The following is a 12,632-nucleotide window of genomic DNA, read 5'->3' on the forward strand; positions in this document are numbered from 1 at the left end:
TCAGGCGGCCCCGGGGTCGTCGAGCGTGAAGACCGTCAGCCACTGCGAGCCGGCGGGCGTGTAGCCCAGGTCCATCAGCGCCGTGGTCACCGCGCGCATGTGCCCCGCGCCGTACAGGATCCCGGCGGTGAACGGCTCGGGACGGCCGGCGCGGGCGTGGTGCACATGCGTCACCGCGTCGATCAGCAGGCGGTCGCGCCGGTGCACGACCAGGTCGTCCGTCCCCGTCCAGAATTCCGCGGCCTCCACCTCGTCGTCGCCGGGCAGGTCCTCCAGCTGCAGGTGCCGGGCGAGGAACCGGCGCGTACCGAGCAGCCGCATGCCCGCGACGTAGACGGGGATGAGCGCGGCCAGCGTCGCGCGCTCCCTGAGCGGCACCCGCCGCCACCTGTCGTCGAACTCCTCACCGGTCATGTCCGGGCACACCACGGGCACGCCCAGCGTGGCGAAGTCGATGTCCTGGACGACCAGTCCCAGACGTTCGTGGCCCGCGAGGCTGCGGTACGACCGCGTGAGCGCCAGCGCCGCCGTACCGCCCCGGACGCCCTCGGCGATCACCAGATCGCACGAGGCGCGCAGACGGGCCGTCACCTCCGCGTAGAACGCCGGCTCCGCCAGGTGGACCATCGGGTACAGCTCGAAGGTCAGCGCCGTCGCACGGCTGCGGAAGCGGATGACCGCCGACCGTACCCCTGCCAGCTCCGTGACCTCGATGTACTGCACGCGTCCCCCCGCCCCCGGCGGATCCGTCAATCGGAGGGACGCGCCACGAGGGCCGAGGGGTTGCACCGGTGCCCGCGCTGACCACCGACGTCAACTCCCGGCGAGCGAGGCGGGTTTGCAGTCCGTATGCTGCCGGTACCCGCCGCGGGGGAGGGAGCGCCATGAGCACGGACGCACAGTCCGGCCAGGACACCGACGTCCTGGCCGTCCTGAGGGAGCACACCCTCGACTGCCGCTACGAGGAGGCCGAGGCCCTCATCGGCGCCGAACTCGCCCGGGCGGAAGTCGACCCGGGGCGAACGGCCCGACTGCACGTCGCGCGGGGCCGGTTGCGGCTGCGGCAGTACGAACACTCCGCGGCGCTGGCGGAGTTCGCCACGGCCCTGCGCCACGACCCGGAATGCGGCCCGGCGGCGGGGTGGCGCGTGGCGGCCCTGGACCGCATGGGCCGCCACGACGAGGCCCTGGCCGAGGGCACGGCGGCCGCGGCGCGGCTCCCGGAGGCCGTGGACGTCCACACCGCGCTGGGCTGGCTGCACCACAACGCCTGCCGCTGGGACGAGGCACTGGCGGCCTTCGAGCGGGCCACCGCCGTCGGACCGCGCCACGCGGAGGGCTGGATCGGCGCCGCGTGGACGCGTGTCGAACTGGGCGACACCGCGGCCGCGCTGCGGGGACTGGAGGACGCCGAGCGCGGCCTCGCCGACCCCGTCGAGGTCCGCTGCGCAGCCGTACGGATCGCGGCGAGCCGGAGCGGGGGCGAGGTCGCCCACGCCAAGCTGGTCTCCGCCCGCTCCCTGGACAGGGACGACATCGCCGTACTGACGGCGGAGGCCAGGTACGAGAGCGGCCGGGGGACGGGCCGGGCCGCACTGGAGGCCGCCGAGCGCCTCGTGGCCCGGTACGGCCGCCGGCCCGACGCGCACGTCGAACACGCCCGCTGCCTCCTGGAACTCGGCCGCCGGGACGAGGCCGCCCTGGCCTGCGACCGGGCGCTGGCGCTCGAACCGCGCTGGGCGCTCGCGTGGGAGTACAAGGCCGCGGTGCAGCGGCTGCGCGGCGACCTGGCGGGAGCGCTGGCCACGGGCCGGCGGGCGGTGCGGGCGTGCGGGTACTCGCCCGGCGTCAGGCTCGAACTGGCCGTCGCCGAACTCGCCGGCGGAGCACCCGACCGCGCCCTGGCCCTCACCGAGGAGGCGCTGGCACTCGATCCCTGCTCCGGCTGGGGCTTGGGCGTCCGCGCCGAGCTGCTGCTGCGCGGCGGCGACGTGGACGGGGCCGTCGCGGCCGTCGCGCACGCGGCCGCGCTGCGGCCCGCCGACCCGGAGGCACTGGCGAGCCTCGCCTGGGCCCTGGGCGCGGCCGCCCGGTACGACGAGGCGCTCGCCGCCCTGGCACGCGCCAGGGAGCTCGACCCCGCAGACACCTCCCTGATCGAGCGCGCCCTGGCCCTGCTGCGCAGCGCCCACCGCTGGGACGACGCGGCGGACCTGATCGCCTCGGTGCGTGCCGCGGACCGCACCGGAGACCTGGAGGGGCTGCTCCTGGAGGAACAGGCCTGCCTGTCCTACGCGCGGGAGCAGTATGCGCGGGCACTGGAGGAGTGCGAGGCCGCGCTGCGGGCGGAACCGGGACGCCGCTTCGCGGCCCGCCTGCGCGTGCGGTCCCTGCGCGGGCTCGGACGTCTCGCCGACGCCGAGGCCGCCGCCCGGCAGTGCGCCGAGGCCGCCGCCGACGACCCCGAGGCCCAAGCCCTCCTGGCGACGGTCCTGTTCGCCGCGGAGCGCACCGACGAGGCACTGGCCGCCGTCGACCGCGCCCTGCTGCTCGACGGCAACTCGGCGCAGGCGCACGGCGCGCGGCTCGACGGCCTCCGGGAGGCGGAACGGTGGGACGAGGCCGAGGCCGCCCTGGAGGAGGCCGCGCGCTGCGGCGTACCCGCCGACGTCGTGGCCGCCCAGCGTGCCAGGACGGCCCTGGGGCGGGACGATTACGACGCGGCCCTGGCCGCGGCCGAGGAGTGCCTGCGCCTGCGTCCGGACGACGTGGAGGCGCTGGAACTGCTCACCGCGGCGCACCTCGGCCGCGGAGACGGGCCCGCGGCCGAGTCGGCCGCGGGCCGGGCCGCCGCCGCGACGCCCCGCTCGGCCGCGGGCCCCTGCGTGCTCGCCTGGCTCTTCGCCGAGCTGGACCGCCCGGCAGAGGAGTGCGCGGCGTACGAGGAGGCGCTGCGGCGTGAACCGGACCACCGGGACGCGCTGCTCGGCAGGCTCTCGGTACTGCGCAAGCTCGGGCGCTGGGACGAGGCCGAGCGGGCCGCGGAGGAGGCGGCCGGGCTGCGGCCCGAGGACCCGCACGTGCTGATCGCCGTGGGCCGGTTGTACTCGGCGATGGAACGCCCCGGCGACGCGCTGCCGTTCGCCCGGCGCGCCGGCGAACTCACCGGTGGTGCCGCCGACGCCGTGGGTCTGCTGGCCTGGGTGCTGCGCCGCTCCCGGCGCTGGGACGAGGCGGAGCAGGTGCTGCGGCGCAGCGTGGAACGCCGTCCCACGGCTCCGGACGCCCACATGGACCTGGCCTACTGCCTGTGGGACCAGGACAGGGACGCGGAGTGCCTGGAGAGCGTCGACCGCGCCCTCGTCCTGCGGCCCGACCGCGTCCGCACGCTGACCTTCAAGGTGGAGGTGCTGTGCGCGCTGCGGCGGTGGAACGAGGCGGAGGCCGTGGCGCGCCGTGCGCGCGGCAGCCACCCGGAGATCGCCGCCGCGCACGTCGCGACGGCCCAGGTGCTCGCCGGCACCTACCGCCGGGAGGAGGCACTGCCCCACCTGCGGCGGGCCCTGCAGCTCGAACCGGACCACGAGTGGGCGTGCCGGCTGCTGATCGGCACCCTCGCCGGGCTGGGCCGCTTCCAGGAGGCGGAACAGGCCGCGGAGGCGCTGCTCGGCCGGGTCCCGGACGCGGTGTCCGTGCGGTGCCGGCTGGCCGCCGTGCTCCGCGAGCAGCACCGGTACGACGAGGCCCTGGCCCAGTGCGAACGCGCCCTGGCCGACGACCCGTACAGCGTGGCCGCCCACGACCAGCGGGCCACCGCACTGCGCGAATGCGGCAGCCTGGACGAGGCCGAGAGCTGCGTCGAGGAGTTCACCCGAGGCCGCCCGCACCTGACGTCCATCCGGTTCGAGCTGGCGGCGGTGCACGCGGAGCGCGGCGACCACAGCACGGCCCGGCGGGTCCTGGACGAGCTGCTGGAGTCCGCCCCCGGTCCCCTCGGCCGGGCCGAGGCCCGTGCCGCGACCGGCTGGGTCGCGCTGATGGACCAGCGTCCGCTGGACGCGGCGGACGCCTTCGGGGAGACCCTGCGGCAGTGGCCGCACGACCACGACTTCCGGGTCGGCCGCGCCTGGTCGTTGGTGCGCCTGGCGGACCTCGCCCCCGGCGGCCCGCAGGCGGACGAGCGCCTCGCCGAGGCGGCCGCCCACTGCCGTGCCGTCAGCCGTGAGGACCCGCGCAACGCCGTCGCCCACACCTGCCTCGGGCTGATCGCGCACCGGCGTGGGGAGCCCGCCGCCGCCGAGCGGCACCTGTCCCGGGCCGTGGAACTGGACCCGTACGGGCGCTCGCACACCGAACTGGGCGCGCTCCACGTGCAGCTCGGCCGGTACACGCAGGCCGAGACCGTGCTGCGGCGGGCCGTGGAACTGGACTGGTACGACGTGCAGGCCCACGTCGAACTGGGCAGCCTGGCACTGCACCGGGCCCGGGAGGGCGCAGGCGCCGTCACACTGGCGGAGGCGGCCGGGGAGTTCCGCCGGGCCGTCGCGGTGGACCCGGACAGCGGCAGCGCGGCCCTCGGGCTCGCGGTGGCGCTGGCGGAGGGCGCGGGGGACCTCGGCGCCGCCGAGGAGGAACTGCGGCGTGTGCTGGGCCGGCGCGGGGTGCGGGACCAGCCGGAGTGGCAGCTGCGGCTCGCGCTCGCGCGCCTGCTGGTGCAGGCCGGCGACGCCGAGCAGAGCGCCGACCGTTACCACGACGCGGGCGTGGAGGCCCGGGCCGCGATCCGGCTGGCCGAGCGCGAGGCCGAACCGCACTTCGTGGCGGGTGTCGTGGAGCAGCGCCTGGGCACGCAGACCGTGGACGTCCGGCTGAAACTGCTCCACCGGAGCCGGGCCCGGCGTTTCCTGACCCGCTGCCGCCGCCTCGACCCGGCGCACCAGGACGCGGAGCGGGCGCTGCGGCTGCTGGAGGAGGACGCCCGGGCCGCCCGGGGGAGCCGGCTGAGCAGCGCGGTGCTGGTGCTCGTGGCGACCGCCGTCCTCGCCGCGGCCTGGGTCGACTTCCTGTGGAAGCACCACGTCACCGCCGTGATGCTCACGACGCTGACGCCGGTGCTGGCCGGGCTCATCGCGGTCGGGTTCCTGCTGCCGGTGCTGATCCGGCTCAAACTCCCGGGCGGGATGGAGGCCGACCTGTCGGCGAGCATCGGCCAGATCTCCCGCGGCCCACGCGGCGAGGTCGTGCTCACCCCGGCGCGGACGCCCGCCGGCAACGGGCCGGTCGGCCGGATGCCGCGCCTGTGAGCGGGGAGGGGTGCAGGGGTGCTACGCCGCCGTCGCGTGGTCCGTGGCCTTGGACGCCTTCGCCTTCGTGGCGTAGATGTCGACGTACTCCTGGCCGGACAGCAGCATCACGTGGCTCATCACCTCGTCGGTGACGGCACGCAGCACGTAGCGGTCGCGGTCCATGCCCTCGTAGCGGGAGAACTCCAGCGGCTTGCCGAAGCGGACGGTGAAGCGGTGCACCCGCGGGACGCCGGCGCCACCCGGCTGGATCCGCTCGGTGCCCACCATCGCGAACGGGACGACCGGCGCCCCGGTCATCAGTGCCAGCCGCGACACGCCCGTGCGGCCGCGGTAGAGACGGCCGTCGGGGGAGCGGGTGCCCTCGGGGTAGATGCCGAAGACCCTGCCCTCGTCCAGGATGCGACGACCGGTCATGAGCGCGGCGACGCCGCCGTGACCGCCGTCGCGGTCCACGGGGATCATGCCGACGGAGGTGAAGAAGGCCGCCATCAGCCGGCCCTTGATCCCGGGGGTGGTGACGTACTCGTCCTTGCCGATGAAGAAGACCTGACGCTTCACGACCAGGGACAGGAACATCGAGTCGATGAACGTGACGTGGTTGCCGGCGAGGATCACGGGACCGTCGCCCGGGATGTGCTCCGCGCCCTCGACCCTGGGGCGGAACAGGACGCGCATCAGTGCTCCGAGCAGTGCCTTGAGGATGATGCGGAACAACGGGTCCTCCGGTCGTGGTCGGCGGGAGTCCGGCCGGACGCCCGCGGGGGTTCGCCCACCAGTGTGCGCCTCCCCCGGTGAGGACGATACTTCCGCCACGTCGCGACACGCACACCGGGTTCACACGACCGGTACGCATTGTTGATCTGCGTTTCCGTCGCGTTCCGTCGCTCGCCGCCCGACGGCAACACCGGCCCGCCTACGATGCGCGCGTCGCTTGGCAGGATCCGGACAGACGTTCGGCCGACACGAGGGAGCGCACATGACGCACGAGCAGCAGGGCGGCCGGGAGCAGCGCAGGGGGCCCGGGCGCCGGGCACTGATCGGGGCCGCGGCGCTCGGCGCCGGCGTCACCGTGCTCGGCGGCGCGGGCACCGCCGTGGCCGGCGAGCGGGACTCCTCGCACGGCTCCTCGCACGGTTCCGTCCCCGTCCTCCCGCTGCCGGTCCCGACCGTCGTCGGCCACCGCGGTGCGAGCGGCTACCGCCCCGAGCACACCCTGGGCTCGTACCAGCTCGCCCTCGACCTCGGCGCCGACGTCATCGAGCAGGACGTCGTCCCCACCAAGGACGGGCACCTCGTCTGCCGCCACGAGCCGGAGATCGGCGGCACCACGGACGTCGCCGACCACCCCGAGTTCGCCTCCCGCAGGACCACCAAGACCATCGACGGGGTCGCCACCACCGGCTGGTTCACCGATGACTTCACCCTCGCCGAGCTCAAGACCCTGCGCGCGGTCGAGCGCCTGCCCGCACAGCGGCAGCGCAACACCCTCTACGACGGCCACTGGGAGGTGCCCACCTTCGAGGAGGTGCTGCGCTGGGCCGACGAGCAGGGCCGCAAGCGCGGCAAGGCGGTCTGGCTGCACGTCGAGACCAAGCACCCCACCTACTTCCGCGGCATCGGCCTGGGCCTGGAGGAGCGGCTCGCCAAGCTGCTGCGCCGCTACGGCCGCGACAAGCGCAACTCCCCGCTGTTCCTGCAGTCTTTCGAGCCCGGCAGCATCCAGCGGCTCGGCGCGCTCGGCCTGCGCAACCCCAAGGTCGTCCTGCTGGACGCGGCGACCACCCGTCCGTACGACTTCGTCGCCGCCGGGGACCCGCGCACGGTCGCCGACCTCGTCACCCCGGCCGGCCTGAAGTGGATCGCCGGCTTCGCCCAGGGCATCGGCCCCACCCTGAACCTGATCATCCCGCGTGACGCGGCCGGCAAGCTCGGCACGCCCACCACGCTGGTGCGCGACGCCCACAAGGCCGGGCTGATCCTGCACCCCTACACGATGCGCAACGAGAACAGCTTCCTGCCCGCCGACTTCCGGGTCGGCACGGACCCCAACGCCTACGGCGACGCCTTCGGCGCCTTCAAGGTCTACTTCGAGCAGGGCATCGACGGCATCTTCTCGGACAACTGCGACACCGCGCTCCTGGCCCGCGCGGACTTCCTCGGCCGGAAGTGATCGTCAACACGAGGTGATCCCCTCCCGCGCACGGGTGGTTCCCCCGCCAGGGGGCAACCACCCGGCGCGGCACGGGTGTCCCGGCGGGCATGACCCCGCGCGTACGACACGAAGAACTGGCCGCCATCCGGCCGCTGCTCGCCGCCGAGGCCGCGGCCGAGTCGGTCCCCGCCTGCATCGAGGCGGCCGACCTCGAACAGTCCGTGTGGCTGCGGTTGCTGGAGCTCCCCGAGCCGCCCGCCGACCCCGCCCGCTGGCTGCGCCGTGCGGTGCGGGCCGAGGCCCGCCTCGCCGTGCGCCGGGCCCGCCGGGAGACGCCGTACGGCCCCGGCCGCCACCCCGCCGCCGCGGCCCTGCCGAGCACCGAACAGCAGGTGCTCGCCGCCGAGCAGCGGCGCACCCTGCTGGCCGCCGCACGCCGGCTGCCCGGGCGCTGTCCCGAGCTGGTATCCGCCCTGATCTCCCGTTCCGACCCCACTTACCGGGAAATCTCCCGGGAGTTGGGAATCTCACAGGGCAGCCTCGGGCCGATGCGTTCCCGGTGCTTGAGTTGCCTGCGTACGATCCTCGCAACCGGGGTTGCAGCACCCGTACGACGGGGTAATGCACCGTAAACAGTCGGCGTACGGACGCTTGTGCACGGCCGCGCCGCCTTCCGGAAACGATTCAGGGCAACGTCCCGCGCCGCACCCTCACCCCCCGCGGCCCGGGCGGACTCGAAGGAGAGGCCAGCGCACATGGGCATGAGCGTGACCATCTCTGCGGCGACCGTCGACGACGCCGAGAAGATCCTCAAACTGCAGTACCTCTGCTACCAGGACGAAGCCGCACTGTACGGGGACTACGGCATAGAACCGCTGACCCAGACTCTCGACGCGCTGCGCGCCGAACTCGAGGGCGGGGTCGTGGTGGTGGCCCGGCTCGGCGAGGAGGTGGTGGGTTCGGTCCGCGGTTCCGTGGACGAGGACGGCACCGCGCGGATCGCCAAGCTGATCGTCCACCCCCGCATGCAGCGGCACGGACTCGGCGGCCGTCTGCTGCGGGCCATCGAGGAGCGGCTGGCCGCGGAGAGCGAGGCCAAGCGGTACCGGCTCTTCACCGGTCACCGCAGCGAGTTCAACCTGCGGCTGTACCGCAAGCTGGGCTACGCGCAGGTGGGCAGCGTCGAACCGGTCACCCGGCAACTGAGCCTGGTGCACATGGAGAAGCCGGCCGACCGGCCCGAGACCTACGCCGCGAGCGCCTGAGCCCGCGTCAGGATCAGGAGTCCTGCTGTGGCCGTGCCTGCCGGCGCAGCCACAGCAGGCCGGTCACCGGCACGACGACGGGCAGGAACAGGTAGCCCATGCCGTAGTCGGACCACACGGTCTGGTCCGGGAACGCCCCGGAGTCGACCAGCGTCAGCGTGCCCACGGTCAGCACGCCGACCAGTTCGAGGGTGCAGCTGACCAGCGCCACCTTGCGCGCGCCCTCGCCGCCCCGCCACAGGGCCACCGTGATCACCGCGTAGAGGACGCCCGCCAGCAGCGAGAGCAGGTAGGCCAGCGGCGCCTCGTCGAACTGCAGGCTGATCTGCACGACCGCGCGGGAGAGCGCGGCGACGGTGAAGACCCCGTACAGGGAGAGCAGCAGCCTGCCCGGCCCGCGGCCGATCCCGCGCTCGGCGGCGGCCGGCGCAGTACTGCCCTTCGCGGTCTCAGGCACTGACGCCTCCCCAGATGTCGTGGAGCCGCACCTCGAGCACGGCCAGGACCACCCCGCCTGCGGCCACGATCGCCGAGCCCCAGCGGGTCCGCTCGGTCAGCGACATGAAGCCCGCCGCCGGGACGGTGCAGGCCGCGCCGATCAGGTACGCCACGAAGATCGTCGTTCCGTCCACCGGCTTCTCGCCACCGGTGAGCTTGACCACTCCTATCACCAGCTGGACCAGCGCCAGCACCGCCACCAGGGCCATGCCGATGAAGTGCCAGTCCTTGGTGGGCTGGTCGCGGAAGGCCGCGTAACCGCACCAGGAGGCCAGGAGCAGCGCCGTGGCCGAGACCACGATCGTGAGCGCGTCGAGCATGGCGCGACTCTATTACGGGCGGGAATCGCCGGGTCCCCACCCCCTGGGTGTCCACATTCCGGACGGCGGGATCGGATATTGGTACGCCGTACGGGCGTCTGCTTTACTGGTGCGCATGACCACGACGAACCGCCGCTGCCGCGCGACCGAGGCGATGACGCCCGGTGTTCGTCGTATGTGTCGAATGTGTGCACGCTGAGGGCCCACGCCACCTGAGTCTCGCGCCCCGAAGCGAGACCCGCCCCTCCTGCCACGGATCGCACCTCCCCATGGACCTGGAACTGCAGCAGACCTTCCGCCGCTGCCGGCTGGCGCACGACCCCCAGCCGCCCGGCACCCACTGCTGACCTTTCTCCCACGCCCTCCGAGGGGCGCAGCCATGCCATGTCCGCGGTCCATACGCCCCGTGTGCGGCTTTCGTCCGCCGCGCACTCGACAGTGACGGAAATCCAGTGATCACCACAACGGGCCTGACCAAGGTCTACCGTTCCCGTGACCGGGAGACGGTGGCCCTCGACGGCGTCGATCTGCACGTCCGCGAGGGTGAGGTGTACGGCGTCGTCGGTCGCAGCGGCGCCGGCAAGAGCACGCTCATCCGCTGCGTCAACCTGCTGGAGCGGCCCACGGCGGGCACCGTCGAGGTGGCCGGCCGGGACCTGACCGCGCTCGCCGGCCGCTCCGACCGGGCGGGCTCCGCGCTGCGGACCGCCCGCACGGGCATCGGCATGGTCTTCCAGCACTTCAACCTGCTGTCCTCGCGCACCGTCCGGGACAACGTCGAGCTGCCGCTGGAGATCCTCGGCGTCTCCGGCCGCGAGCGCCGCCGCAAGGCCCTCGAACTGCTCGACCTCGTCGGCCTCGCCGACAAGGCCCGCACCTTCCCGGCGCAGCTGTCCGGCGGCCAGAAGCAGCGCGTCGGCATCGCCCGCGCCCTGGCCGGCGACCCCAAGGTGCTCCTGTCCGACGAGGCCACCTCGGCGCTCGACCCCGAGACCACCCGCTCGATCCTGCAGCTGCTGCGCGAACTCAACCAGCAGCTCGGCCTGACCATCCTGCTCATCACCCACGAGATGGACGTGGTCAAGGCCATCTGCGACTCCGCCGCGCTGATGAAGGGAGGCCGCATCGTGGAATCCGGCAAGGTCACCGACCTGCTCGCCACGCCCGGCTCCGAACTGGCCCACGAACTCTTCCCGGTCGGCGGCGAGCCGTCCGGCGCCGGCCGCACCGTGGTCGACCTCACCTTCCACGGCGAGGCCGCCACCGAGCCCGTCATCTCCCAGCTCTCCCGCACCTACAACATCGACATCTCCGTGCTCGGCGCCGCCCTGGAGACCATCGGCGGCCGCCAGGTCGGCCGGATGCGGATCGAGCTGCCCGGCGCCTTCGAGGACAACGTGGTGCCGATCGGCTTCCTCCGCGAGAAGGGCCTCCAGGTCGACGTCGCCCCCGTCGGCGGCGACGAACTGGTCGAGGAGGGCGCGAAGTGAGCTGGTCGGAAATGCAGCCGCTGCTGTCGCAGGCCTGTTGGGAAACGCTGATCATGGTCGGCTGGTCCACCCTGATCGCGGTGGCCGGGGGACTTCCGCTGGGCGTCCTGCTGGTGCTGACCGACCGCGGCGGACTGCTGCGCAACGCCACGGTCAACAAGGTCGTCGGCGTGGTCGTGAACCTCGGCCGCTCGCTGCCCTTCCTCATCCTGATGATCTCGGTGCTGCCCTTCACCCGCTGGGTGATCGGCACCACCATCGGCGCCGAGGCCATGGTCGTCCCGCTCTCCATCGGCGCCATCCCGTTCCTCGCGCGGCTGGTGGAGACCTCCGTCCGCGAGGTCGACGACGGACTCGTCGAGGCCGTCCAGGCCATGGGCGGCAGCACCTGGACCGTCGTCCGCAAGGCCCTGCTGCCCGAGTCGCTGCCCTCCCTGATCGCCGGGCTCACCACCACGGTGATCGCGCTCATCGGCTACTCCGCCATGGCCGGCACCATCGGCGGCGGCGGCCTCGGCGACCTGGCCATCCGCTACGGCTACCAGCGTTTCGAGACCTCCCTGATGCTCGTCACGATCGGCGTGCTGATCGTCATCGTGACCGCCGTCCAGCTCGCCGGCGACCTCGCCGCCCGCAGCGCCTCGCACCGCGGCCGCAGCTCCACCACGCCCCGGCTGCGCCTGCTGCGCCCGGCCGCGACCCCCGAAGCCTCCTGACACCGCAAGGCAACACCGTTCCAGAAAGGCACTTTTCGTGCGTACCAGCATCAAGATCACGACCGCCGTCCTCGCCGCCGCCGGCCTCACCCTCGGCCTGACCGCCTGCGGCGCGGACTCCGGCTCCAAGAAGGACAGCGCGAGCGACCCGCTCGTCGTCGCCGCGAGCCCCGTCCCGCACGCGGAGATCCTCAACTTCGTCAAGGACAACCTGGCGGCCAAGGCCGGGCTCAAGCTCGAGGTGAAGGAGTTCAGCGACTACGTGACGCCGAACACCGCCACCGAGGACGGCTCCGTCGACGCCAACTACTTCCAGAACCAGCCCTACCTGGACGACTTCAACAAGAAGAAGGGCACCCATATCGTGCCCGTCGTCACGGTGCACCTGGAGCCGCTGGGCCTGTACTCCGACAAGCTGAAGTCGGCCGACGCGATCAAGAACGGTGCCACGATAGCCGTCGCCAACGACGCGGTGAACGAGGCCCGCGGCCTCAAGCTGCTCGCCACCAACGGCCTGATCACCCTCAAGGAGGGCGTCGGCAACGAGGCAACCCCCGCCGACATCACCGCCAACCCCAAGAACCTGAAGTTCAAGGAGCTGGAGGCCGCCCAGCTGCCGCGCTCCCTGCAGGACGTCGACGCCGCCGTCATCAACGGCAACTACGCCATCTCCGCGGGCCTGAAGCCCGCGAAGGACGCCCTGGTGCTGGAGTCCGCCGACAACAACCCCTACGGCAACTTCCTCGCCGTCAAGGAGGGCGACGAGAAGGACCCGCGCGTGCTGAAGCTCAAGAAGCTGCTCACCTCGCCCGAGGTGAAGAAGTTCATCGAGGACAAGTACGCCGGCTCCGTCATCCCCTCCTTCTGACCCGCCGGGCCCGGGCG

General features: G+C 73.3%; 11 protein-coding genes. 7 read left to right on the forward strand and 4 right to left on the reverse strand.

The features are described from left to right. Nucleotides 1-723, reverse strand: a complete 723-nt coding sequence (locus PV410_RS04215; protein WP_500322367.1) for a hypothetical protein — start codon at nt 721-723, stop codon at nt 1-3. Between the two features lie 161 nt (nt 724-884). Between PV410_RS04215 and PV410_RS04220 the strand changes: the two genes are divergently transcribed. Then, nucleotides 885-5,303 (forward strand): tetratricopeptide repeat protein, encoded by a 4,419-nt coding sequence (locus PV410_RS04220; RefSeq protein ID WP_500322368.1) that lies wholly within the window; start codon nt 885-887, stop codon nt 5,301-5,303. A gap of 21 nt (nt 5,304-5,324) precedes the next feature. Here PV410_RS04220 and PV410_RS04225 read toward each other — a convergent pair whose 3' ends face one another. Next, a complete protein-coding gene (locus PV410_RS04225; RefSeq protein WP_500322404.1) occupies nt 5,325-5,981 on the reverse strand; it encodes a lysophospholipid acyltransferase family protein in 657 nt (218 codons plus the stop codon). A 301-nt stretch (nt 5,982-6,282) separates the two neighbouring features. On the opposite strand from PV410_RS04225, the gene PV410_RS04230 reads away from it, so the two are divergent. The 3 genes from PV410_RS04230 (at nt 6,283) to PV410_RS04240 (ending at nt 8,723) form a co-directional block, all read left to right on the forward strand. Then, nucleotides 6,283-7,476: a glycerophosphodiester phosphodiesterase gene (locus PV410_RS04230; protein WP_500322370.1), complete on the forward strand. Its 1,194-nt coding sequence runs from the start codon at nt 6,283-6,285 to the stop codon at nt 7,474-7,476. A gap of 89 nt (nt 7,477-7,565) precedes the next feature. After that, nucleotides 7,566-8,090: a sigma-70 family RNA polymerase sigma factor gene (locus tag PV410_RS04235; RefSeq protein WP_500322371.1), complete on the forward strand. Its 525-nt coding sequence runs from the start codon at nt 7,566-7,568 to the stop codon at nt 8,088-8,090. A 123-nt stretch (nt 8,091-8,213) separates the two neighbouring features. After that, nucleotides 8,214-8,723, forward strand: coding sequence for a GNAT family N-acetyltransferase (locus PV410_RS04240; protein WP_500322372.1), 510 nt, complete (start codon nt 8,214-8,216; stop codon nt 8,721-8,723). Nucleotides 8,724-8,736: 13 nt separating this feature from the next. On the opposite strand, the gene PV410_RS04245 is transcribed toward PV410_RS04240, so the two are convergent. Both PV410_RS04245 and PV410_RS04250 read right to left on the reverse strand, forming a co-directional pair. Beyond that, nucleotides 8,737-9,180: a hypothetical protein gene (locus PV410_RS04245; RefSeq protein ID WP_500322373.1), complete on the reverse strand. Its 444-nt coding sequence runs from the start codon at nt 9,178-9,180 to the stop codon at nt 8,737-8,739. Continuing rightward, on the reverse strand, nt 9,173-9,541 hold the full coding sequence (locus PV410_RS04250) for a hypothetical protein (RefSeq protein WP_499510848.1): 369 nt from the start codon (nt 9,539-9,541) through the stop codon (nt 9,173-9,175). The genes PV410_RS04245 and PV410_RS04250 overlap by 8 nt, the downstream gene beginning before the upstream one ends. Before the next feature lie 452 nt (nt 9,542-9,993). On the opposite strand from PV410_RS04250, the gene PV410_RS04255 reads away from it, so the two are divergent. From PV410_RS04255 to PV410_RS04265, 3 genes are read left to right on the forward strand one after another with little or no spacing between them, the layout of a single operon-like run. After that, the gene (locus tag PV410_RS04255) at nt 9,994-11,031 is read left to right on the forward strand and encodes a methionine ABC transporter ATP-binding protein (RefSeq protein ID WP_500322374.1); all 1,038 of its coding nucleotides are present in this window, start codon (nt 9,994-9,996) and stop codon (nt 11,029-11,031) included. Beyond that, complete coding sequence (locus PV410_RS04260) at nt 11,028-11,747, forward strand: methionine ABC transporter permease (protein WP_500322376.1); 720 nt, start codon at nt 11,028-11,030, stop codon at nt 11,745-11,747. Before PV410_RS04255 ends, PV410_RS04260 begins: the two co-directional genes overlap by 4 nt. A gap of 37 nt (nt 11,748-11,784) precedes the next feature. After that, nucleotides 11,785-12,615 (forward strand): MetQ/NlpA family ABC transporter substrate-binding protein, encoded by an 831-nt coding sequence (locus PV410_RS04265; protein WP_500322377.1) that lies wholly within the window; start codon nt 11,785-11,787, stop codon nt 12,613-12,615. Nucleotides 12,616-12,632: the final 17 nt, after the last annotated feature.

It is taken from the genome of Streptomyces sp. PA03-5A, assembly GCF_033792725.1.
In the GTDB taxonomy this organism is placed as follows: domain Bacteria; phylum Actinomycetota; class Actinomycetes; order Streptomycetales; family Streptomycetaceae; genus Actinacidiphila.

Excerpts from the sequence above, each read along its gene's own strand:
- PV410_RS04220 (WP_500322368.1), top strand. The coding sequence starts at position 885 with ATGAGCACGGACGCACAGTCCGGCCAGGACACCGACGTCCTGGCCGTC.
- PV410_RS04225 (WP_500322404.1), bottom strand. The coding sequence starts at position 5,981 with ATGCGCGTCCTGTTCCGCCCCAGGGTCGAGGGCGCGGAGCACATCCCG.
- PV410_RS04230 (WP_500322370.1), top strand. The coding sequence starts at position 6,283 with ATGACGCACGAGCAGCAGGGCGGCCGGGAGCAGCGCAGGGGGCCCGGG.
- PV410_RS04235 (WP_500322371.1), top strand. The coding sequence starts at position 7,566 with ATGACCCCGCGCGTACGACACGAAGAACTGGCCGCCATCCGGCCGCTG.
- PV410_RS04240 (WP_500322372.1), top strand. The coding sequence starts at position 8,214 with ATGGGCATGAGCGTGACCATCTCTGCGGCGACCGTCGACGACGCCGAG.
- PV410_RS04250 (WP_499510848.1), bottom strand. The coding sequence starts at position 9,541 with ATGCTCGACGCGCTCACGATCGTGGTCTCGGCCACGGCGCTGCTCCTG.